General features: G+C 33.8%; 20 protein-coding genes and 1 pseudogene. 7 read left to right on the forward strand and 14 right to left on the reverse strand.

Annotation, left to right across the window (positions count from 1 at the left end):
* Positions 1-151: 151 nt before the first annotated feature.
* From AC07SW_RS11545 to pgaC, 7 genes are all read right to left on the reverse strand, one after another.
* The gene (locus AC07SW_RS11545; protein WP_494632924.1) at positions 152-1,369 is read right to left on the reverse strand and encodes a collagen binding domain-containing protein; all 1,218 of its coding nucleotides are present in this window, start codon (positions 1,367-1,369) and stop codon (positions 152-154) included.
* Positions 1,370-1,482: 113 nt separating this feature from the next.
* Positions 1,483-2,592 (reverse strand): WxLIP family cell surface protein, encoded by a 1,110-nt coding sequence (locus tag AC07SW_RS11550; RefSeq protein WP_494632926.1) that lies wholly within the window; start codon positions 2,590-2,592, stop codon positions 1,483-1,485.
* Positions 2,593-2,666: 74 nt separating this feature from the next.
* Positions 2,667-3,281, reverse strand: a complete 615-nt coding sequence (locus AC07SW_RS11555) for a WxL domain-containing protein (protein WP_119907292.1) — start codon at positions 3,279-3,281, stop codon at positions 2,667-2,669.
* A 237-nt stretch (positions 3,282-3,518) separates the two neighbouring features.
* Positions 3,519-4,538 carry an acyltransferase gene (locus tag AC07SW_RS11560; RefSeq protein WP_494632927.1) on the reverse strand — a complete coding sequence of 340 codons (1,020 nt, stop codon included), beginning with the start codon at positions 4,536-4,538 and terminating at the stop codon, positions 3,519-3,521.
* A gap of 548 nt (positions 4,539-5,086) precedes the next feature.
* Positions 5,087-6,046 (reverse strand): collagen binding domain-containing protein, encoded by a 960-nt coding sequence (locus AC07SW_RS11565; RefSeq protein ID WP_463685254.1) that lies wholly within the window; start codon positions 6,044-6,046, stop codon positions 5,087-5,089.
* A 26-nt stretch (positions 6,047-6,072) separates the two neighbouring features.
* Complete coding sequence (locus AC07SW_RS11570; protein ID WP_034573004.1) at positions 6,073-6,525, reverse strand: hypothetical protein; 453 nt, start codon at positions 6,523-6,525, stop codon at positions 6,073-6,075.
* Entirely contained in the window at positions 6,522-7,739 is a 1,218-nt protein-coding gene (pgaC, locus tag AC07SW_RS11575; protein WP_494632928.1) for a poly-beta-1,6-N-acetyl-D-glucosamine synthase, read from the reverse strand. The genes AC07SW_RS11570 and pgaC overlap by 4 nt, the downstream gene beginning before the upstream one ends.
* 343 nt (positions 7,740-8,082) lie before the next feature.
* Between pgaC and AC07SW_RS11580 the strand changes: the two genes are divergently transcribed.
* From AC07SW_RS11580 to AC07SW_RS11590, 3 genes are all read left to right on the forward strand, one after another.
* Complete coding sequence (locus AC07SW_RS11580; RefSeq protein WP_034573919.1) at positions 8,083-9,480, forward strand: deoxyguanosinetriphosphate triphosphohydrolase; 1,398 nt, start codon at positions 8,083-8,085, stop codon at positions 9,478-9,480.
* 169 nt (positions 9,481-9,649) lie between these two features.
* Positions 9,650-9,892 carry a hypothetical protein gene (locus AC07SW_RS11585; RefSeq protein ID WP_034573010.1) on the forward strand — a complete coding sequence of 81 codons (243 nt, stop codon included), beginning with the start codon at positions 9,650-9,652 and terminating at the stop codon, positions 9,890-9,892.
* A 191-nt stretch (positions 9,893-10,083) separates the two neighbouring features.
* Complete coding sequence (locus tag AC07SW_RS11590) at positions 10,084-11,349, forward strand: pectate lyase-like adhesive domain-containing protein (RefSeq protein ID WP_485402578.1); 1,266 nt, start codon at positions 10,084-10,086, stop codon at positions 11,347-11,349.
* 85 nt (positions 11,350-11,434) lie between these two features.
* Here the strand turns inward: AC07SW_RS11590 and AC07SW_RS11595 are convergent, their stop codons facing one another.
* From AC07SW_RS11595 to AC07SW_RS11605, 3 genes are all read right to left on the reverse strand, one after another.
* Positions 11,435-11,812 (reverse strand): VOC family protein, encoded by a 378-nt coding sequence (locus AC07SW_RS11595; RefSeq protein ID WP_135018035.1) that lies wholly within the window; start codon positions 11,810-11,812, stop codon positions 11,435-11,437.
* Between the two features lie 14 nt (positions 11,813-11,826).
* Positions 11,827-12,885, reverse strand: coding sequence for a GGDEF domain-containing protein (locus AC07SW_RS11600; protein ID WP_494632929.1), 1,059 nt, complete (start codon positions 12,883-12,885; stop codon positions 11,827-11,829).
* A 93-nt stretch (positions 12,886-12,978) separates the two neighbouring features.
* A complete protein-coding gene (locus tag AC07SW_RS11605; RefSeq protein WP_119907284.1) occupies positions 12,979-13,431 on the reverse strand; it encodes a YaiI/YqxD family protein in 453 nt (150 codons plus the stop codon).
* Positions 13,432-14,000: 569 nt separating this feature from the next.
* Here AC07SW_RS11605 and AC07SW_RS11610 point away from each other — a divergent pair.
* Positions 14,001-14,663 (forward strand): 3D domain-containing protein, encoded by a 663-nt coding sequence (locus AC07SW_RS11610; protein ID WP_034573020.1) that lies wholly within the window; start codon positions 14,001-14,003, stop codon positions 14,661-14,663.
* 54 nt (positions 14,664-14,717) lie between these two features.
* Here the strand turns inward: AC07SW_RS11610 and AC07SW_RS11615 are convergent, their stop codons facing one another.
* On the reverse strand, positions 14,718-15,863 hold the full coding sequence (locus AC07SW_RS11615) for a GGDEF domain-containing protein (RefSeq protein ID WP_119907283.1): 1,146 nt from the start codon (positions 15,861-15,863) through the stop codon (positions 14,718-14,720).
* A 217-nt stretch (positions 15,864-16,080) separates the two neighbouring features.
* On the opposite strand from AC07SW_RS11615, the gene AC07SW_RS11620 reads away from it, so the two are divergent.
* The 3 genes from AC07SW_RS11620 (at position 16,081) to AC07SW_RS11630 (ending at position 19,874) form a co-directional block, all read left to right on the forward strand.
* Positions 16,081-17,391 carry a hemolysin family protein gene (locus tag AC07SW_RS11620; RefSeq protein ID WP_034573025.1) on the forward strand — a complete coding sequence of 437 codons (1,311 nt, stop codon included), beginning with the start codon at positions 16,081-16,083 and terminating at the stop codon, positions 17,389-17,391.
* Positions 17,392-17,704: 313 nt separating this feature from the next.
* Positions 17,705-18,625, forward strand: coding sequence for a peptidase U32 family protein (locus tag AC07SW_RS11625; RefSeq protein ID WP_494632931.1), 921 nt, complete (start codon positions 17,705-17,707; stop codon positions 18,623-18,625).
* A gap of 16 nt (positions 18,626-18,641) precedes the next feature.
* On the forward strand, positions 18,642-19,874 hold the full coding sequence (locus AC07SW_RS11630; RefSeq protein WP_115588689.1) for a peptidase U32 family protein: 1,233 nt from the start codon (positions 18,642-18,644) through the stop codon (positions 19,872-19,874).
* 70 nt (positions 19,875-19,944) lie between these two features.
* Here the strand turns inward: AC07SW_RS11630 and AC07SW_RS11635 are convergent, their stop codons facing one another.
* From AC07SW_RS11635 to AC07SW_RS11645, 3 genes and pseudogenes are all read right to left on the reverse strand, one after another.
* Entirely contained in the window at positions 19,945-20,439 is a 495-nt protein-coding gene (locus AC07SW_RS11635) for a YusW family protein (RefSeq protein WP_167736661.1), read from the reverse strand.
* 106 nt (positions 20,440-20,545) lie between these two features.
* On the reverse strand, positions 20,546-21,373 hold the full coding sequence (locus AC07SW_RS11640) for an endonuclease/exonuclease/phosphatase family protein (protein ID WP_494632932.1): 828 nt from the start codon (positions 21,371-21,373) through the stop codon (positions 20,546-20,548).
* 8 nt (positions 21,374-21,381) lie between these two features.
* A pseudogene (locus AC07SW_RS11645) lies at positions 21,382-23,019 on the reverse strand (PTS transporter subunit IIBC); the annotation flags it as partial.
* Positions 23,020-23,091: the final 72 nt, after the last annotated feature.

Genomic DNA, 23,091 nt, shown 5'->3' on the forward strand with positions numbered 1-23,091 from the left:
GTTCCGATGGGGCGTTCTTCATCGTCTTTGAATATAGCAAAGTTGCCTCTTTCTAGATTGATTGAAGAATCTGTAGAGTCAACTAAATGAACAGAAAGTGTTGTTTTTCCTTCACCTTCGCCACCACCACCGGATTTGGGCGTAGCAGCTATTAAATCTTGAATACTCTTGCCTCTTGGTATTCCACACTATTGAAATACCTTCCAGCAGCACCTCCATCTTTTGCTTTCATGGCAACGTTAATTACGCCAGAAGGTCTATTAGTTCCTTCTCCAATATCTCCAAAGTTAACGCGAAATCCACCACCGGGATATTTTGCAATTGAAGAATTAGGTACAGGCTCGGAAGTAGCTTCAACGAAAGCTCCAGTTTTATCAAATTCTCCCCAGCTTGCCCAAATACGATCAGGAATATAAGTTTGATCTTGTGGTGTATCATATATTTGAACGTTAGAACTTGCTTTACCTGAATAATTCACTCGAATACTCCAAATGACTACTTCAGGATTAGTGGTGTCTACTTGTCCAAATTTATATAAGCGTTCGTTAGGATCAATTGGGAATCCTTTTTTTACATAAAGCTGAATACTTTCTGAAGCTTTGGTGTCAAAGTTTAGGACCATCCAGTGGTCGTAATTTTCAACTATACTAAAATCTAATTGAGCTGTGAAATCAATTGTACCAGATCGGTCATTTATTCCCACAAAGTCTTCGTTAACTGTAAATTCTAAAACTTTGTGTCCAAATTGAGATTGAGATGTTACGATGCTCCATGAACCAACAACGATTCCATTTTTATTAGTAACATTTACGGGACCTGTCCTTAATGGATTTATTCCAGCAGGTATAATAGTTCTGATGACGTCACCCGCTACTAAATTAGCAGAGTTATCGACAGACCAATTATATTTAAAATTAAATTGGTCATAATAATCGATAGTATCTCCATGATTTAGTTTAGTTAGCTTGCCATCTTCTCCAATTCGTTCGATAGTAGCTGAATCGTAGTATTGATTTATAGCATAATTTTCCAATTTAGATGTTGGTTTTAGTAAATTAGAATTTCCTGTACTCACTGTAGGAACAATAGAGTCTAATTTATTTTCTGAAATTTGTTTATTTGTGTCTAGAAAAGGTGTTACTGGTGGAGCAAGATTGTCTTCTATTAGCGGTTCGGACGTATCAGCTATCATAGGAGCATCTTTTTTCTCCGTTAACTCATTTGTTTGAAGTGGATTTTGCACAAGAGGATCTTGTACAGTCACAGGTTCTGTAGGACTTGGTGACTCCGCTTGAACAATGGTGCTCATGGGAGCAACTGTCGAAAGTAAAGTCATATATAGTAAGACATTTAAAAATATTTTTTTCAAAGTAAAAGCTCCTTTCTGAAAGTGTAGTATCGTATAATACTGTATTTTGGGGGTAACTACTTGAAATTAACAAAGCAGTAGTTACTTAATTGATTTCATTATATTAGAAACGATTACTCAATATCAGATGGTTTTTTTTTCTTTCTTTTTTTTCTTTGTTGAGCGATTCTTCTGCGTTGTGCTGCTTTTTTTCTTTTCTTTTTATTTTTTAGATAGATAAAAAGAATGAGTAGAATTACAAGCATCAGAGCACTTAATAAAACGAAAAGCGCAATGACAAGTTTACTGTCAAAAATACTACTACGATCGATTGTTACATCTTTTTCGTTGTATTTTTTTTCTTCCTCTTTAGAAACAGTAAATTCTTTTTCAAATTTTTCTTTTTGATCATTGTGGCTGTAGGTTCCTTTAACGGTATACGTTCCAGCTTCATAAGAAGCACCATTTAATGGGACTTGAAAATTAAAGGAACTATTAGGTGCCATCGATAAACCGTTAGTGCTGACTTCATATAAAGTTTCAGAAGTTCCTTTTTTAGAAACTCTTGCATCAATTGAAAAGTTGCTTAAAAAAGCTGGCTGATCATTTTCGAATAGAACTTGAGTTACATTCCGATAATTTTCTTGTCCAGCACTAGCTTTAATTACCTTTAAATTACCTGATAGCTCAGTGCTACTAGGGTCAGATCTCAGTAAGATCGCAATTTCTCTAGCAAAGTAATTTTTAACATTGCCTTTATTTTTGGTTTTATCTTCTTTAAATAAATATAAACCTCCTGCCAATACGCCATCAAATTTTTCATTTGGTGTGTTGATATGGATAGGAAGGCTGTAGCTTTCATTCGGTTCAATTTCAATTGTAGTTTGATCGAGTGTTACGATGTCTTCAATATTGTATTTTAGGTTTGGAGCCTTCTCTTTGCTCTTAGTTGAGTAAGTAACAACGCCAACAAGGTTAGTATGTGCACGATTAATAGAAGGGCTGATTGTCATTTTCTCATTAGATGTATTTTTAATGATGACAGTTAAGTCTTGTTTAGAACCTGGTTCAACCATTAAATCATAATACGTAACATTTTTATTAAACTGATTTTCTGGTAATGCAGCCTCTGTTGTGAAATTTGCTAATTTATTTGGGTCGCTAGTTTCATCCGCTTGTACATTCAAGATAGGGAAAAGCGATCCTAGAAAACAAGCAAAAAAAATAAGTAACCTTTTTTTCATTTTTATAGGGCATCCTTTCAAAAGTGAATATAGATAGCCAAAATAAATGACTATCTATATTTCTTGATTTTTAATTAGTTTACAGGTGTATCTGATAAAGTCCAAGTGATAGAAGTTTTGTAAACACCCATTCTTTTTTCAGAAGTAGCAGGTACAGCTAATCTAAATTCATTTAATGCTAAGTGTGAATCTCCAGCGCCAGTGTTAACTTTAGCTCCAAAGAAGTCCACATCAGCATTGATAGGTAATTCTTTATCAACATTAATGGCACCAACAGTTGGCAAAACGCCACCTACGTTAGTAGCATCGCCAGTTTTAATTGTTAAAGCAGCAGCTTCTAATTCTACAGAATTAATGCTAAATTGTGCATTTTGCTTAGCTTTAATAGTCCAACCAGCTGAAGAACCGCGTTTGTCTGAAACATTTAATGAACCAGTAGTAACAGTTCCATCTGTTGTAGCAGACCATTCTTCATCTGCTTCATTTTGGATTGCATGTTTACCAAAATCTAAATTTGATGGTAATCCACCGCCAAAAGTACTTTTACCATCTTCGATGGTAATTTTACCTTCAGTAAATTCAACTTGACCAGTAGTTCCTTTTGTTTCTAAATCTGCAGCTGATGCGAAAGGAGCACCTACTAATCCTAAAACTCCTAATGATAAACTTGCAATTACTAATTTTTTCATTTTTATTTCCCCCTAATATTTTTTTGTATTCTATCTCATAAGTATGATAATAGCACTACAATAATAAGATTATCATATGGAAATCGATATTATTTATCTTTAAGAAAGACAAATAACTTAAATGTGAATAAAAAAAAACAATTTCTATTTAAATTCTTTTTGAGATTATAATCTCAAAAAGGAAATGTGAAAGAAAATAATAAAAAAACTCAATGCATTCAGCATTGAGTTCAGGTTTTAATTTAATTTGGTCAGTAATATCTCAAATATCCTTTTACTAAGTTTATGAAGGGGTAATGAAAGGAGTAAGCAAACAATAAAAATAAGCGTACTTAATCCTAATAAAATAAAATTCATTAATGGTTGTTGAATAATTTGATGAATAGGAATCCATTCTTCCCATAAAAGGGTGCGAATCAAAGGATGTTCGTGAATTAAGTAAATACCAAAGATAAAAGGGACTATTTTATTTCCCCAAGTTTTCTTAAAATGAGTTTCTTTAAAGAAAAGGAAAAGCAATACGGAAGCAAGTAAAACAAAAGGGGAATGGTAGTCAATCATCCAATCTTTGTAGTCAATTAAAAAGAAATACACTGTTAATCCTACTGCAATATTAAAATAATGGAATAGATACCAACCAGACTTCCATTTGAAAGGCAATTGATACAATTGGAAATATGCGCCTAAAGTATAAAGTAAGAGGAAATTTGAGATACTATAGCCTTCATTCATCCCTAAAATCGGTAAGTGAGAAAATGTAGCCCAGAATGAAAAAATTGCAATGCTTCCTATTAATACCTGTTGAAATTGCTTTTGAGTTAGTTGATTTAAAAATAAATTTAAAAAAGGAGAAAGAAGATACAACACAAGGTATAAGGTTGCAAACCAGTAATTTCCCCAAAAAAGAACGAATATCCAATGAAAGAAATCTTGGATTGAAAAGGTAAGTGGCGTAAAGAGAACAATCATCAAATAAATAAAAGCTGAATAAAAGCTCACTTCAAATGCAAAGTACGCTATTTTTTTACGTTTAAATCCTTTTTTTATTAAAAAGTAGCCACTGATTAAAACATAACAATTTGAAGCGACAATGGCTAAATTTCGAAATAAATACACTGTAAATAACTGAATTCCTGAGGGCAAACCATAATGGAAAATGCCGAAAGTTTGTGAGTGTAACAAGACAATCATAAACATCGAAAGAATACGTAATAAATCGAGGTTACGATTGCGATGTTGTTGAATAGAAGATATCATCAATAAGCTCCAATCATAGGGTAGTCAATTTATGGCAGAAATTAATTTTGTACTAATATATCCAATTACCATTCCTAAAAAACGTGCAAAGAGTATCAAGTAAAGAGAGTGAAGGGTTGAAAATTCAAATTGAAGAGCCCATCCTAGAAACATAATAAAAATTAAAAAAAGCATTTTTATAAAAATAGAAATAGAGTTTCCTCGATAAAAAAAACCGCCAAGTGGAATAAAAAAGAGTGTTTCAATTAGCCACTCACTTAGGTGAAGGGATCTATGGAGAAGCTCATCAGCTCTAAAGAAACTGTTATATAGTAGAAAAGAAAAATAAATTACTATTAAAACAGGGAATAATTTTTTTCGAATTGGATTTAATTTTTTATTGGTTAAGAGAATGATGCTAGTAAAAACCATCCCAAAAAACAATGAAAAGAAAACATTGTTTTTTGGGAATTCAGTATAAAATTCGTTGAAGACGCTTTTTGTTAATACATAGGAAGCAAAAATATAAAAATCGTAGAGTAAAAAACTTTTGATAATTTTAGATGTACTCATGAAGCGTCGTTTAAAATGCTAGCACCGGTCGTATAAAAAGCAGTTAATTCTCCAGTTTCAGCAAGTTGATTAGAATAATTTGAAAGTGTAGCAGATAAGGTTGCTTGGTTAGTGCTGTTGCTAGCTTTAAAAGCAATTAGATAAGGTTTTGTTACGTCTTTAATAGATAGTATAAGTTTACCATCAACAACCGATTGTTTGATTTCTTTGGATGTTTTAACTAAATCATTGTTTTTAATTTCAAATAATTGGAAACTATCAGTATCAATTTCATTTTTGTTGCCGATCATAATCTTAATCGAAGCGTCGGGCATTACTTTTTCAGCATAATTGATCCGAAGATTCCAATCGACTAATTTTTCTTGTTTATTGTACATGCCCCAACCGTTTATCAACTCGTTTTTAAGAGGAGTATCTTCTTTTTTGATTTTAATTGTTAATTTTTTTTCGTTTTCTCCCATAGGAAATTCAATTGTTTTTTCGTTGACTTTATTCCAAGACTCAGGAGATAGCTTAACGGTAAAGTAGAAAATTCCTTTCATTTTATTCTTAGTTTCCATCAAGTTATCAGGATCTGTGAATTTGATTTTTAATTGATTTGTTTCACTAAATAAATAAATTTCACCAATTTTTTCGCCCTTATTTGTAAGTAAACTGAAATTTAAATCGTTGACAATATACATTTCTTTAGGAATAGTGTAAACTAACTCATCTCCTTTTTTCTGGTCAGTTAGGCTCCAAGTATATTGTAATTTCACCATGTCTGATAAACGATACTCTTTACTTATTTCGTTGTTTTTAAAGCTGATATCGTCAATGAATTTTGAAAATTGGTAGTTTTGGTAATTTTTTTCAACCGTATCGCGGTCGATTGCATTTACGTAATTTCGAATAATAGCAAATGAAAGGATAAAGCATAGACTTAACATTAGTAAAACAAAAATCTTTTTTTTCATAAAATAAAACTCCCCTATAGTAGTTATCAAGCTACTTGTTTTTTTTCAGTTAATACGTGCATTTTCTCATTAGGCAGCTCGTCCTTTTGAGGAATAGTGTAGCGTTTTTGTTGTTTCATGGTACTAAAATAAGTATGTGATTTCGCAAAGAATGCCCCCATATCTGCGTTACTAGTTGTAGGTACCATCGGTCTTTTTTTAGGACTTAAGAATGTCCGTTTTATAAAATTCATTAATGGAAAGTAGCATCCAAGAAAGAAAATAAATTTTATAAGAGTAAAAATAAGTTGTAAAATTGTAACAGAAAAGAGTAAATCCTCAAGCTTAATTGCGGGTACTTGTGTAAGGTAACTGTTTTTTCCAATAAAATAGTAATTAAAAACAGCAAAAGGAACTTTACAAATCTTCAAAATCACCCAATAAAGAGCGACAGAGCTACCAACTTGCATAATAAAACTCAAGCTTCTTCGACTCTTCATCCATTTCCACCTCCTCGGTCAGGACTTTCCCAAACTGCTTGTCCACCTTTCAAGTACGTTCGAATCCCGTACGGAATGGCGATTAGCAACGTAATCGGATTAATAACCCAATACAATAAAATGTACCAAATAGCAAAAAAAGAGGTTCCTAACAGTTTAAAATCATACTTCAAATTAATAAAAATCGACAATAGGTATTGAAAAATAGAGAATACAGTAATAATCACAGTTAAAATCAATGTAATCATTTGAATATCTCGAAAAATAATCCCTTTTGCCAAAATAACAGGTAATAAGCTATACCATAAAATCGACCAAATAATGCTGGAAAGTTGCTCTAAATACAACACAATCAAACCAAAATTAAACTGACGCCCTAAAAAGATATCCGCATTTTTCAATAGCACTTCAATTCCACCTTGAGACCAACGAAGTCGTTGTTTAAACAGGCTGCTTAGTTTTTCTGGAACAAGCATCCAACAAACGGCATCTGGTTCAAATAGAATCCGCCAATGTTTACGCTGCAATCGCCAAGTAATGGAAATATCTTCAGTAATGCATTCTTGATCCCACCAACCAACATCAAGCAATGCTCCTTTACGAAACATGACACAGACACCCGAAACGGTATTTAACGTACCAAAAATTGATTGCGCTCGCTTAATAAGACCAATAATTGAAAGAAATTCTACGGTTTGGATTTTTCCAATAAATGTTTTTCGATTTTTGACAATAGGATTTCCCGTAACAGCACCAACATCCTGATTCGATTTCCCTAAAAAATTTCGAACCATTGCGTGAAGTGCATGTTTATCAACTGTTGCATCAGCATCTAAACAAAGTAAAAATTCAGCTTTGCTAAAAATAGCCCCTTGAATCAATGCATGTGCTTTTCCTAAATTGGTTTCAACATTACAAACACGAACATTTTGATACTGATTCGTTAAATTGATTAAATGTTTCAATGTATTGTCAGAAGAGCCATCGTTGATCGTGATAATCTCGTAGTTTGGATAATCAATGGTAGTTAATAATTGATTGATCGTCTTATCAATATGTGCCTCCTCATTGTAGCAAGGGATTAAAATAGATATAAATGGCTTAGAAGTAGTCTTCTTTTTAAAACTAACTTCCCTTTTGATTGAAAAAACAATCGAAAAAACAATCCAAATTAAACTCATAAAAATAGGGTAAAAGAACAGTAGATAAATCATAAAATCACCTTTCGAAAATGTTGCTAGAATAAACTTTGGATAAGACTAATGACTACGTGGAGCCTTTATAAGGAATGAAATAAGTATAGGGAGCCCTTTTAATATGCTTGTGAAACCTCTAAAAAATTAGTATAACACGTTTTATAAATAATGTCGTTATTTAAATTTTACTGTTATTTAGAAAATTCAAATTGAATACAATAGAATCATTTTTAAAAATATCTGATTTTTTAAATAATATGATTTATATTCGCTTGTGTATTGCCCATCCAAAAGCTTTATTTTTTTTTACAAAAATTATGATATAATTCAAGAGAGCGAAAAAGGAGTGAACCAAGTGAAAATGAATTGGGATCAACTATTAGATGACGAGCGTCGTAGAAAAACGAACGTCAATTACGCAAAGTCAAAAGATGTGCGAAGCGCATTTGAAAATGATTATCAACGAATTGTAATGAGTGCTTCATTTAGACGATTGCAAGATAAAACACAAGTATTCCCTTTAGAAAAAAGTGATTTCATACGGACTCGATTAACACATTCAATAGAAGTTTCAACGATTGCGAAGTCAATGGGAAGTATGGTAGCTTATCACTTATTAGAAACAGGGTTAGATCCAGAACTCACAAAAGAACATGCTGAAAAGATACCGGAAGTACTATCTTGTGCAGGTTTATTGCATGATATGGGCAATCCGCCATTTGGTCATTTTGGTGAAGAATCAATTCGAGAATGGTTCCAGTTAAATATGGATCAATTAGCTTATGGAGATCATTTTATTTCAGATATTTTAGAGCCACAAATGCAACAAGATTTTTTCAACTTTGAAGGGAATGCACAAGTGCTACGAGTAGTTTCTAAGTTGCACTATCAATTCGATGATTATGGTATGAATTTAACCTATGCAACCTTGAACAGTATTATGAAGTACCCAGTTTCTTCGTTAGAGATTTCTAAAAAAGAGATAAGAAGTAAAAAAATGGGGTATTTTTATGCAGATCAAGAATTGTTTGAAGATGTGACGAATTCAACAGGTGCTAGAAGTAAAAGACACCCATTAACTTATTTGCTAGAAGTAGCAGATGATATTGCATATTTAAATGCAGATTTAGAAGACGGCATGAAAAAAGGAATCGTAACAGTTGCTCAAATGTTAGAAGAGTTCGAAGCGGTAGAAGAGCCTAACAGAGTGACCGCTACTGTTCACCAAGAACTTATTAAGCGAAGCGAACGTTATAAGGATCATGACGACAGTTTTACTGGTCAGCAGTGGATTGCATCAAGTCTAAGAGGTCAACTGATTAATCGTTCATTGGAAGTTTTTTATGAGCATTATTTTGAAATTATGGAAGGTACCTTTAATGAGTCATTAATAGATGCTTCGGAAGCAAAACAACTTGTTCAAATTTTACAGCAGTTATCAAGAAAGTATCTTTACCAAGATAAAGGAGTACTGGAAACAGAGTTAGCAGGAAGTGAAATCATTAGCTCGCTATTAGATATGTTTGTACCAGCAGCGATTTATTATGATAGCAAAAATAGTCATTTGGAAACAATGAAAAGCAAACGATTAATGGCGTTGATTTCAGATAACTATATTGGTTGTTACTTCAAAAATGCGGAAGGGCAAGATGATACGACTAAACTGTATTTGCGCCTGCTACTGATTACCGACTTTATTTGTGGGATGACGGATAGTTATGCAAAAGACTTGTATCAAAAATTACATGGATTAAATTAACTTATGAGCTTCAATCAACAGCATGTTGGTTGAAGTTTTTTTATTTTTCCTAAGTATTGGGAATTAACAGAAAAAGGAAAGCGTCCTTCTTCTATTGAAACAATAAAATTAGAATGCTTTAATAAAAGGAAGAAACTAATAAACGAATTAGGGATGGGAATGAGAACAAATGAAGAAATGGCTGACTGTATTTGCAATCGTCGCTTTTTTTACAGTATCAAATACTGTATTTTCCGAGAATCTCCCAATTGAATACGAAATTGAAGAAAAGAGTGAAAACCAAAAAATAATTGCACATTATACCTATGAGTCTTATCAAACTGAAACAAAAAAATTCTATCGGCAGTTACTAGTTATTGTATTTATACTAGTCGTGTTAAGTGGTCTTATTATTTATTTGACTATAGAATAAAAGAAAAGGTTGGTAGAGGTTAACCAATAAGAGTCTTATAAAGTCATTTTATCGAAGAACTGTAAATCGATGAAAATGAGCTTTATTTTTTTTGTTAAAAACCAACAAATATTTAAAATTCAAATTCAGAAATACGTGTTATATTATGGTTTCAAAGTACTTTAATATACAAAGAAAAGGGGAGAATAGTAGTGAAAAAGATTCATTTGAGAAAAGGATTTACAAAAGTAGCATTGATTGCAATGCTAGCAACAACTGCAGGGGCAGTGTTAGCGCAACAAGCAGCACAAGCAGAGGGCGTAGCAACTGAAGAGGTTGTTAAAGTTGAAGGCGCAACAGTTGTAACCAATTTTGCTGAACTAAAAGCAGCTTTAAAAAATGCTTCAGTTACAGCAATTGAAGTTGCAGATAATATTGAATTTACAGGAGCAATTACAGGTGTTCCAATGCGTGATATTCAGATGTATTCAAATCCAGGAGTGACCATCAATTTAAACAAGTATTACATCTCAGCAGCAATTTCTTCAAAAAATTCAGCAACATTTACGTTAACAGGAGCAGATGTTAGTGTAACAAAACGCTCATTAGGAACATTCTTTAAAGGATGTCTTGGCTGGGATTTCGTGTCAAAAGATAATGTTTTTAATGGAGAAACATTTGTTCAATTAGACAAAGGAACTTTGACATTCGAAGGCGAAAATTCATTTGATACAGAAGATGAAATTGGTTGGGTAAAAAATGTAGTTTTTGCTGAAAACTCTAAAGTAACAGGTGTGGCATCAAACAGTGTACATGACCGTGCTGCCTTCAAATTTAAAGTAGCAGATGGACAAGCAATTGTAAAAAATGGTGCAGTTGTTGATTTAGAAGTAAAAAACAAACTTCACCCTGTATTTGGCGGTTACATCAATAAAATTATGGTTGAAGACAATGCTTCAGTTAAAATTGTAGCAGAAGGTCCTGTAGCAACAATGACAAAATCTCTTAAAGGCGAAGTAGCAGAAATTAATGCAGGTTCAAAAGCAGTTGTCGATTTCCAATCAACAAGTGCTACAAAACAAACGTTAACTTTACCAAAAGGTGGATCACAAGTGAACCTTTCTAGAGGTGCAACATTCAATGTTGTGGGTGCAGCTAAAACTGGCGTCATTTCAAGTGCAACGGATACAGCGTTCAACATTGATCGTTCTAAATCAGTTGTGATTGAAAATACTAATCTTGCAGCACCACTATTTACAAAAACATCATTGAAAACAACTGTAGCAATTGATAAACCAAGTAGAGTACGTGTTTACGACCGTCAAGGTGCCGTACAAACAACATGGAATATCAAAGGTTCATCATTTATTGTTAATAAAGGTGCAACGGCTTCTGTAGATTCAAGCAATGCTGATTTTGTTGCAAACTTAAAAATGCAAGATTACAGTAAATTTGAATTATTATCAGCAACAAACTAGTCCAAACAGTTATATGAGGCTGATAAGCTAAAGAAAAAGCTATTAAACAAAGAAATTTTACATTTCTTATGTTTAATAGCTTTTTTTACGTCTCTTGAATTGCAAAATAATTGCCTTCGTTATCAGAAAAGTTAAACACACGGCGCCCAGGCATTGAAACCAACTCACCTACAGTAACACCCTTTTCTTTAAACTGTTGATAGGTCTCATCAAGATTAAACGAATCAAATAGTAGAGAAGGAGTCGCTAAGTTTAGTTCAGGTTGCATTTTTGCAATCATTTCCTTATTGTGTAGCACTAAGCTTGTGGTTGCTTCTTTTGTAGGCGCAATTTCAATCCAATAAAAGCCATTATCTGCTTTTTCCTCTGCTAAGATAACAAACCCAATTTTGTTTACCCAAAATTCAGCAACTGCTTTTTGATCTTCAACGTAAAGCATTATTTGACCAATATTCGTAATCATAGCGATTCCTCCAATTAAATTTTATGTTGTGCTTTGTCATGATACAAGTCTTTATCTGCAGAAATATACAACAAACCGCTGTTACTTTCCACATCAGATACACCGATTCCAACTGAAGTAGATAAAGGAATTAATTCATACCCCTCTTCAACATAAGGGTTCTCTTGTATCAATGATTTGATTAAGAAACGAAAATCTTCAATTGAAGCGTGAAGATCACGTTTGGGAAGTAAAATCGCAAACTCATCGCCACCTAGACGATAAATACGACTATTAATTTGTGGATGTTCATTTAAAATTGCTGAAAAATGAATTAAAACTTCATCCCCAGTCGCATGGCCATAGAGATCATTGATTTTTTTAAAGTTATTAATATCTAAAAGAAATAAAATAGTCGATTCTTGTTCACTTAAATCTTTTTTTAATTGATTATCAAAAGAAAAGCGATTTGGAATTTTAGTTAAATAGTCAATAGTAGAAGCTTTTTCCAATTTTTGATAGGATACTTTTCGATCTTCCATATCTTTTAAAAATTGATTGTTCAGAATAATTCCAATGGTATTGTAGCTGACCGAAGCAAGAATAAGCAGCCAATTAGCCCAAGAATTACCTGAGTAGGAAAGAAAGTTTAAAATAACAGGTATTTGAATAGTAGCAAAAATTAAGAAGAGTCGTTTAGCTGGAGAATACTCTTTAAATAAATGACTAATAAAAATTTGGCTAATGCCAATTAAGAGATACAAAATAAAAAAACGAAAACCTTTATCAGAAAAATCATAAAAATAACGACCAGATCCAATAATGACACTGGCTACAAAAGGAGAAATTCCTCCTACCCAAAAACTACATATTACAATTGGAACTAGGCGCAAGTCAATCATAAATTCATTATTAAAGAAGATTGAAAAAACTAGTAATAAAATTCCGGTAATACCACTATAGATACCAAATTGGATTTTCTTAAAAAAATTTAGTTCAGAATTAACACCTTTTTTAGTTAACTTTGAAAAAAGATAAGAAGCAGTTATTAAGATTGAAAAGTCTGAGATGATAACTTTAAAAATAGTAAACATTTAATTGACTCCTCATAAGATAAGTAAACTAATCATACAATAAAATTGCTTTGTTTTAAAGTGGGGAGCCAATCGCTCTATTCAATAACGTTACTAGTTATTTGATTGTCTTGATAAAATAACCAAGAAGTTTTCTCTGAAATTCGAAGCATCTTCTTTTGTAAAAGGTTTAGGTCCTTTGGTTCGCTTGCCACTTTTTCGAACCATTGCACTTAAATAACGAGATTGTAATAACTGATCGATGTTGTCCATGGTATATTGAAATCCGGTATGGTGTAGAACGATACATCCTTTAGCTAAGGCCAATGAAGCTAAGCCGTAGTCTTGCGTGATGAGTACATCGTCTTTTTTTACAAGTTGCATAATCCGATAATCAGCAGCTTCAGCCCCGTTGTCTACATAAATTGTATTGACATTAGGTGGTTGTTGAACGGTTGAAAAATGAGAAATACTAGTGACAATAGTAATTTGAAAATGTTGTTTAGTTCCTTCGTCAATAATAATAGATTTGACTGGACAAGCGTCGCCGTCGATAAAAATAGTCAAAGTGAATCGATCCTTTCGTTTCATTTCCTTCTATTATAACTGAAAAAAAATAGAGGAGCTATTTATTCGATAGTATAAATAGAAACCTACCAAATATGCTAGAAATATCATCATAAACGTTAGAAAAATAGTAGAAATAGCTTTTTTATGCGAAATTTTTGTAATATAAATGTAATATTAGGTAGTGTTTTTATAGGTAAAAGGAGAATTTCATTTTTCTCAAAAAATAATCCTCTTTTTTTCATCAAAATATTACATAAAAAAAAGAAGGTATTAAAAAAACAGTTGAAATTTTATGGAAAAATAAAAATAAGAAAAGTACTTTAATGAAAGGCTTTAGACTAGTTAATATGCAAATAAAATGAATATATAAATTGTCAGAAAATTCAGTTTAATAACGATTATGTTTGGAATTCCCTCTTTTAATCAACTGTCGTCATAGAGTTGTAACGGATTGTTAACCTTAAGCCCCAAGGAATACGTTAATCTTATTGGAGTCGAGCAACGCAAATGTTTCTCGAAAAAATAACAACACTAGAAACTAGATAATAGATGGAGGAATTTATTCAATGAATTTCAAGAAAACAGTAGTAACGACGGTAGCAGCATTAAGCTTGGCAGTAACAGGTTTATATGTAACAGCAAATCAAGCAGACGCAGCAGCACTTCCTAATGGCAACTGGCAAATCGAAAAGAATGATACTTTATCTCATGTTAGCGAAAAAACAGGAGTATCTGTTCAAACTTTAATCACTAATAACAACAACATTAACCCATTAACTTTACAAATTGGTTCTGAATTAATCATAAACGGTGGAAGTCTTACTTCAACACCTGCAGTTGCAACTACTCCTGTGGTAGAAGAAACTACTACTGAAGCAACAACTGTCGCACAAGCGCCGGTAGCAACAGGTGTTGCTGCAGGAACATTTAATGCAAGTTATTATACTGCATTTGATGGTTCACAATCAGGCGTTACGGCGAATGGTACGGATGTACGTGGCGGACAAACAACAACTGCTGATGGTTACCGTATTATCGCAGCTGATCCAAGCGTATTACCATTAAACACAATTGTATCAATTACAACAAGCAATGGCGAAAGCTTTATGGCTAAAGTGTGTGATACAGGTGGTGCTATCAAAGGAAATAAAATCGATATTTTAGTTGGATCACCTTCTGAAGCGTTAAGCTTAGGACGTTCAGTAGCAACGATTTCAATCGTAAAATAATTCACTTGAAAAAGCCTACTCGAATCATTTATGATTCGAGTAGGCTTTTTTTGATTAAAACCATACTAATCTATCTTTTCCCGCCCGTTTCGCTTCGTAAAGAGCTTTGTCCGCACGAACATATAGAATATCACTGCCCTCATAGGAATCAGTGTCAGATAAATAATTAAATTCCGTCATGCCAATGGAAACCGTAATAGGAAGAGGAAGCTCATTTTCAATAAAAGGATGAGTAATTAATTGCTGACGAAATTCTGCTAAGATTTGAGTGGTTTCTTTTTTTGAAAGACTCGTTAAAATCGCAAATTCTTCGCCCCCAACGCGATAAATGTAAACATCTTTTCTTTGGGTAACTTCATTCATCTGTTTTGCTAAATACTTTAATACTAGGTCTCCTGTTTGATGGCCATACGTGTCATTAATCATTTTAAAATTATCAATATCAAGAATGCCAAGGGCAAAGGCTTGTTTTGATTTTTTACTTAAAATATACGTATCACTTAAGTCAGCACTAAAAATACGACGATTGTACAGACCGGTTAAATGATCCGTCGAAGCTCGTGCTTTATAATGATTCATGGTATTAGTAACGGAAACAGCCATATTGATAATGACGTAAGTAATAAGGAAAATGCTGCTGAAAATTAGGAAATAGAAAAATAGATTTAGGAGTTTTTGTGGTTGTAAGAGAGGGGCATAGACAAAAGAAAAAATAAAAATTCGTAAAATAATGAAAAAACTTAAAAAAACAATAAGTGATTTTTTCCAGGAATATTGCTGTTTTTTAGCTAAAATACAAACAGCGAGTAATAAAAACGTTAATAAAATGTTATTTAGATAAAAAGACAAACCGCCAGTACCACTTAAAAGGTATTGTAAGGTTTTTCCAAAGACCACCACACATGTTGTGATTTCTCCAAGCTGAATACTCCCATACATGACAGAGAAAAAAATAAATACATAACGCATATCAACTTTAAAACTATTAAAAATCATAATCTCATTATTTGACAGAATTAAACTGGATAGACCAATAAAAAAACCAAATAAAAAAATAACCCAGAAAGGCGTATTGGTGAGGTCAATTTGATTGAAGATGCGACTATTTCCAGAAAATTTTAATGCTACGAAATAACAAGTTAAAACGGTGCTGACAATTAGTGCCAAATTAATAATAATTTGATTGCCGATGAGCAACATAACAGTTCCACCTCTAAATGATTGATTTAATTAAACGATACCTAAGGATTTGAGTATACCATAGATAGAACTTTAAAACGTAATTGAAAATGTAAAAATAAAATAAAAAAGAAAAAACTGCTAAAATAAGAATGGAATTAAATTTTATTTACAGGAATTTATATAGTACAATAGAGCTACAGATAATTTTATGGAGGTGTGGGGTTTTATACCCAATATGATATTAACAATTCGATTTTTAGGTATTGTGTTGCTGATTGCAGCAACTGCAATTTTTGTGGCAGCAGAATTCGCTTTAGTAAAAATGAGAGCCAGTCGTTTGGATCAAATGGTAACGGAAGGTGTTAAAAATGCACCGTTAGCAAAAAAAGTACACAGTCATTTAGATGCGTACCTGTCTGCCTGTCAATTAGGAATTACATTGACTTCTTTGGCATTAGGTTGGATTGGGGAGTCGACGGTTGAAGCAGCGATTCATCCAATTTTCGTTTATTTAAATATTCCAGGTGCTGTTACGAAAGTCGTAGCTTTTGCTATCTCATTTTCGATTATTACATTCTTACATGTAGTGGTAGGAGAATTAGTTCCAAAATCATTTGCCATTTCAAAGACCGAGCAAGTTGTCTTGTTCGTTGTTCGTCCGTTGCATTTTTTCTATAAATTGATGTATCCATTTATTTGGGGATTAAATCATTCAGCGGGAGCAGTATCAAGAATGTTAGGGTTTGAATTTACTGGTGAGGGCGATGAATCTCACAGTGAGGAAGAATTACGCTTAATCGCATCAGAAAGCTACAAGCATGGCGATATTAATCAATCTGAACTGAACTATTTAAACCGTGTTTTTGATTTTGACAATCGTTTAGCTAATGAAGTCATGATTACTAGACAAGAAATGGTTGTAATGAATTGTGAAATGACGATTGAAGAAGCAGCGGAATTTTCATTAAATGAGCAATATACACGTTATCCTGTCATTAAGGATTCAAAGGATGATATTGTAGGAGTCTTAAATACAAGGGACTTATTTCATGCGTATGTAAAAAAAAATGTCAAGCCTACAGATACAATTGAAAGTCTGATTCAGCCGATTATTCAAGTGATGGAAACTGTTCCAATCAGTGATTTGCTTGAAAAAATGAAAAAAGAACATCGTCACTTAGCGATTTTACTTGATGAATACGGCGGAACAGAAGGTCTTGTAACTGCTGAAGATATTCTCGAAGAATTAGTGGGCGAAATTCGAGATGAATTCGATATTGATGAAATTCCAGACATTCAAAAAATAACGGCTTCTCATTATGTGGTTGCTGGAAAAGTTTTACTTGAAACGATTGAAAAAATCACGAAAGTAAAAATAGATGATGAAAGTTCAGTTAACACTATTGGTGGTTGGATTTTAAGTCAGAAATATGACGTTGAGATAGGTGATGAATTTACTTATCAAGGTTTGCATTTCAAAGTAGTTGAATTGGAAAACCATACCGTTAAAACCATTGAGTTAAAATTTGACGAACATGAACAATAAGCAGCAGTTTAAAATAAGTAGGATTCCTTCACTAGGAGTTCTACTTATTTTAATAGTCTTTTTTACAAAAAAAATGTCACAGAACAGACAAGAAAATAGGTTTTTTTGATTAGAAGAGTTGGCAGAAAATGAATCCTGTGGTAGGCTTTTAGAGGATAAGAAAACTTTGTGAATTTTTAATAATGACTAGATAGAGCTTTTGCTCAATAAATAGCGAGCGCATCAGTTTTTGACTAGTCTATTTAAATTCGTGAAATAGACAATTTAATGAGGCTTCTTAGGAAGAACGATTTAAATTGAAGGAGGAAGAAGAATGATTGAACTGATTGCAACAGTGGAATCAATCCAGCAAGCTCGTGAACTAATAGTAGCGGGAATCAACACGTTATATGTAGGAGAGGATTTTTATGGATTACGTTTGCCGACCTCATTTAAAAAAGAAGAATTAAGCGAAATAGTCCGATTAGCTCACAAGGATAATGTGGAAGTTTGTGTAGCAGTGAACGCGATTATGCATAATGACCGCATTGATTTTGTGCCGGATTATTTAAGCTTTCTAGCGGATATTGGGGTAGACCGTATTGCAGTAGGCGATCCTGGGATTATTCATATTTTAAAAACAAAAGACATTAAGTTGCCATATGTGTACGATGCCCAAATCTTAGTAACGAGTGCCAAACAAATTAATTTTTGGGTACAGCGGGGCGCAGTTGGCGCAGTTTTGGCAAGAGAAGTTACCTATGAAGAGTTGAAAGTAATTGCTCCACAAGTAACGGTACCGACTGAGATACTTGTTTATGGTGCTACTTGTATTCATCAATCTAAACGACCATTAGTAGAAAACTACTTTAATTTTATAAAAAAAGACGAAGATACGTCAAAAGAGCGTGGCTTGTTTATTTCAGAACCTAAAAAAACAGATACCCACTATTCTATTTATGAAGATATAAATGGAACCCATATTTTTGCTACAAATGATATTAATTTACTGCCTGAATTGGATAAACTAGTTGATATCGGGATGACTCAATGGAAGCTTGACGGTATTTTTACTAAAGGTGAAGCTTTTGTTGAAATTGCGAAAATTTTTGTGAAGGCAAAAGAGGCTTTTGAAAAAGGGCAATGGACACCTACATTAATGGAAGAATTAAATCAGCAAATTCTTACACACCATCCAGCAGACCGAGAATTAGATGAAGGATTTTTTGTAAAAGATCCTAATGAAGTGAAATAATAAGGAGCTAATGAAAATGAGAATAATTGAAAAGAAACCTGAAGTTCTTGCCCCCGCGGGTACACTTGAAAAGTTAAAAACAGCGATTTATTATGGAGCAGATGCCGTTTATATTGGTGGAGATGCTTATGGTTTGAGAAGTCGAGCAGGTAATTTTACCTTTGATGAGATGCGTGAAGGGGTTGAATTTGCCAAAAAATACAAGGCAAAAGTATATGTTGCAGCGAATATGGTGACACATGAAGGCGATGAGAAAGGTGCTGGAGAGTTTTTTAGAACGTTACGAGACATTGGCATTAGTGCAGTGATTGTTTCAGATCCAGCGTTGATTGAAATTTGTGCGACAGAAGCGCCGGGCCTGCCGATTCATTTATCTACTCAAGCTTCTGCAACGAACTACCAAACGTTAGAATTTTGGCGTGAAGAAGGTCTAGAACGTGTAGTTTTAGCTCGTGAAGTTGGTATGGAGGAAGTAAAAGAAATTCGTTCAAAAACAAAGGTTGAGATTGAAGCGTTTATTCATGGTGCGATGTGTATTTCGTATTCTGGACGATGTGTGTTATCGAATCACATGTCACAACGAGATGCCAATCGTGGAGGGTGTTCGCAATCATGTCGCTGGAAATATGATTTATTTGATATGCCGATTTCAGGTGAGCGTGAATCGTTGGTAGGTGGACAACCTTTAGAAGAATTTTCAATGAGTGCAGTGGATATGTCGATGATTCATCATATTCCTGAATTAGTAGAAAATGGCGTAGATAGTTTGAAAATTGAAGGACGGATGAAATCAATTCACTATGTTTCGACAGTATCTAATGTTTACCGTCAGGCGATTGATACGTATTGCGCGGATCCGGATAACTATGTCTTCAAGCAAGAGTGGGAAGATGAATTATGGAAAGTCGCACAAAGAGAATTATCGACTGGTTTTTATTACGGTGTTCCAACCGAAGATGAGCAACTATTTGGCAAACGTCGTAAAATTCCAGCTTATGGGTTTATTGGACAAGTCTTAGCCTATGATCCTGAAACTAAAATTGCGACCATTCAACAACGGAATAACTTTGGGGTTGGGGACGACGTTGAATTCTACGGTCCTGGTTTTACTCATAGTCATCAAAAAATCGAGGTTTTATGGAATGAAGACGATGAAGCGATTGATCGCGCACCAAATGCGATGATGATTGTGAAAACGAAAGTGACAACGCCTGTTAAAAGATATGATATGATTCGCAAACAACGCTAAACAAAATGTTATTTAAGCGTTGATTTAATAAAAAAGCATTCATTTTTAAATGAATGCTTTTTTGCATGGCTTAATCGTCATTTTCAAATTCAAGCTGTGTGCCATCTTGTAAAGTAAGCTCAATTTGATAGTTGGTGTAGTCAGGTAATTGATAGGAAATTTGAAGCGTCTTAAGAAGCGAGTCTGCTGTTGCGGCAGAAAAGTCAGTTGATTGGAAAAGATCTTCGATTTTATTTTGAGCTCTTATCCCTTTAGATTTTTCATGATTTTGCTGTATTTTAGCTTTCACTTCATTGTTTTGAACTTGATAACTCAGTTTTAACTTTTGATGATGGGATCGGTAGTCGATTTTCATTTTTTGAACGGCTAGAAGTGTCGTTTTTTGTGTGGTGTCCTCAAGTTTTTCTGAATAGTTACTACTATCGTTTGATTCTATAGAATCTTCATTGGTGGTGGTCGAAGTTATTTCAATAGGTTGTGCTCGCTCTTCTTTAAAGACAGAAAGTTCTTGTTGACCATAGATTATTAAAACGAGAATCCAAGCGGGCCATAATTTATTTCTCATAGTGCAAACTCCTTTAAAAATAGGTTGTTCTTTAATTAAACCATAGACTATTGTAAAAGAAAAGACCGTCTTTCCCATTTAATTAGAAAGACGGTCTTTTTTTGTTTTAAAAATTAAATTGAACTTCAACGCCGAAGTGATCAGATACTACAGGTTGATTGATTCCGTTAAAAATAACCATAGAAGAGCTAATTTCGATAGGTTGATTTGTAAATATATAATCAATTCGTAAGGCATCAGTGGCACTTTTCCAACCATCAATTGCCGCTGGAATCGTTATTCCGCTATCTTTTTCCTTAGCCTGCTGGAAAGTGTCAAGCCAATTTTCACGTAAAATTAAGTCATAGCCTTCATTTTTGACTGTAGCAGGACTGTTAAAATCTCCCATTAAGAAAGTTCGTATGTTAGGCTCTGGCATGGCTGTTAACAAAGCAGCCCATTGTTCTTTGAAAGGATTCTTATTGTCATTCCACCAGCCAAAGTGAACGCTATAAAACCAAGCCGTTTGATTGTTTAAAGTTGTTTTGATGCCAATAACTTTTCTAGTTTGATAGTTTGTATAATCCGTTTCATTAGAAATAGTAAAAGAAGTCGTTGCTTCAATTGGTGTTAAGCTTAGTAAGGCGACGCCTTCATCAAATCGATCATACCCAATATGATTGGCTACCCAAGTCCAATCATATTGGAGCCCTTTTTTAGCTAATTGTTCTTGTAGTACGGCAACAAAATTGTCCTGACGTAGTATTTTTTGGTTATCAACCTGATGAAAATGATTCTTTTTTTCAAGAGGAAGAGCGTTAATTGATTGGTTTACTTCTTGCAAGGCAATAACGTCATATTTTTTCTGAATTAACGTTTCAACAAGTAGTTCTAATTTTTCAAGAGCATGTTCTTCTAGCCAGCTGTGTGTATTAAGTGTCAACATTTTCATCATTACTTACCTAGCACGTCATTGATATCTGATTTTAAAACATCTGCTTTTGGTCCGTACACTGCTTGGATTCCAGTATCTTTTTTAATTAAACCCAATGCCCCTAACATCGTCCATTCTGCTTCTGTCCCAACTAAAGTTGGATCTTTGACAGTGACACGAAGCCGCGTCATACAAGCATCTACATCGACAATATTTTCTAACCCACCCAAAGCACTGATAATTCCTTGAACTTGTTGGTCGTCAGAGATATTTGGTTGAGATTCGCCATCCGTAGATTCGTTGCTATCGTCAATGTAATTTCCATTACGTCCAGGAGTTGCCATTTTGAAACGTCCAATTAAATAGTAAGCAACAAAATATGAAATGGCAAAGAATACTAAACAACTAATCACATAATTGATAACATCCCCCGTTAATCCTGCTTTTACTGAAAGTGGCAAGCGAGTGATGAATTCTAGATTACCAAAAGAATGCACACGTAAGTGAATTAAGTCGGCTAAAGCGAATGAAGCACCTTGTATAACAGCGTAAACAGCGTATAAAGCAGGTGCTGCAAACATAAACATAAATTCTAAAGGTTCGGTAACGCCAGTTAAAAAGACAGCGATTGCTGCAGATAAGAAAATAGTTTTATATTTTGCACGTTTGTCTAAATCAACACGACGGTACATCGCAAAAGCAATTCCCATTAAGGTTCCAGAAGAACCAATCATTTGTCCGACTTTAAAACGAGCAGGAGTAACAGTTGTTAACAACTGTTGGTAAGCAGAAGTATCGCCAGCATTTTTAAAATTCACTAAATCACTTGCCCATGCAAGCCATAGAGGGTCTTGACCAAAAACTTCTTTCCCTGCATTTACGCCGGACATAATAGTATATGTTCCCCCAAGTGCGGTGTAATTGATTGGAATTGTTAACATATGGTGCAGTCCGAATGGAAGCAATAAGCGTTCAAGAGTTCCATAGATAAAGGGTGCTAAGACGGGAGCGGTTTCACTGCTGGTTGCAATCCATAACCCAAACTGGTTGATTCCTGTTTGGATAATTGGCCAAACGATGGCTAAAATAATAGCGATGATTACTGACCACATGATTACGACAAAAGGAACGAAGCGCTTTCCATTAAAGAATGCTAAAGCATCTGGTAATTTGCGATAGTTGTAATACTTATTGTAAACAATCGCTCCAACAAATCCTGAAATGATTCCGATAAAGACCCCCATATTTAAAGCGGGAGAGCCTAGTACAGAAGTAAAGTATCCGTTTACTAAAATCTTAGTGCCAAAAAGAGTGTGTGTAGTTGCATCTGGTTCAAGCAACATATCGCTTGTTACACCAAAAATGGAACCGGTTGTAATATTAATTAGAATAAATGCTAATAGTGCTGCAAAGGCACCACCTGCTTTTTCTTTTGCCCACGAACCTCCGATAGCTGCGGCAAAAAGGATATGCAAGTTTGTAATGACTGCCCAACCTAAATTTTCTACAACGCTTCCAATTGTGAGTACGAGATGAATATCCCCTCCTGCCAATGCGATAATCTTACCAATACTAATCATTAATCCAGCGGCTGGCATTACCGCAATAACAACCATTAAAGCTTTACCAAATTTTTGCCAAAATTCAAACGAGAACATCTTTTTCATTTTATTGTTCGCTCCTTCTTTGTAGATGGGAATTTTTTATATAAGTAAAATTTATGAATATTTTGTGCAACC

The sequence above is a fragment of the Carnobacterium sp. GW821-FHT04C06 genome (genome assembly GCF_059420345.1).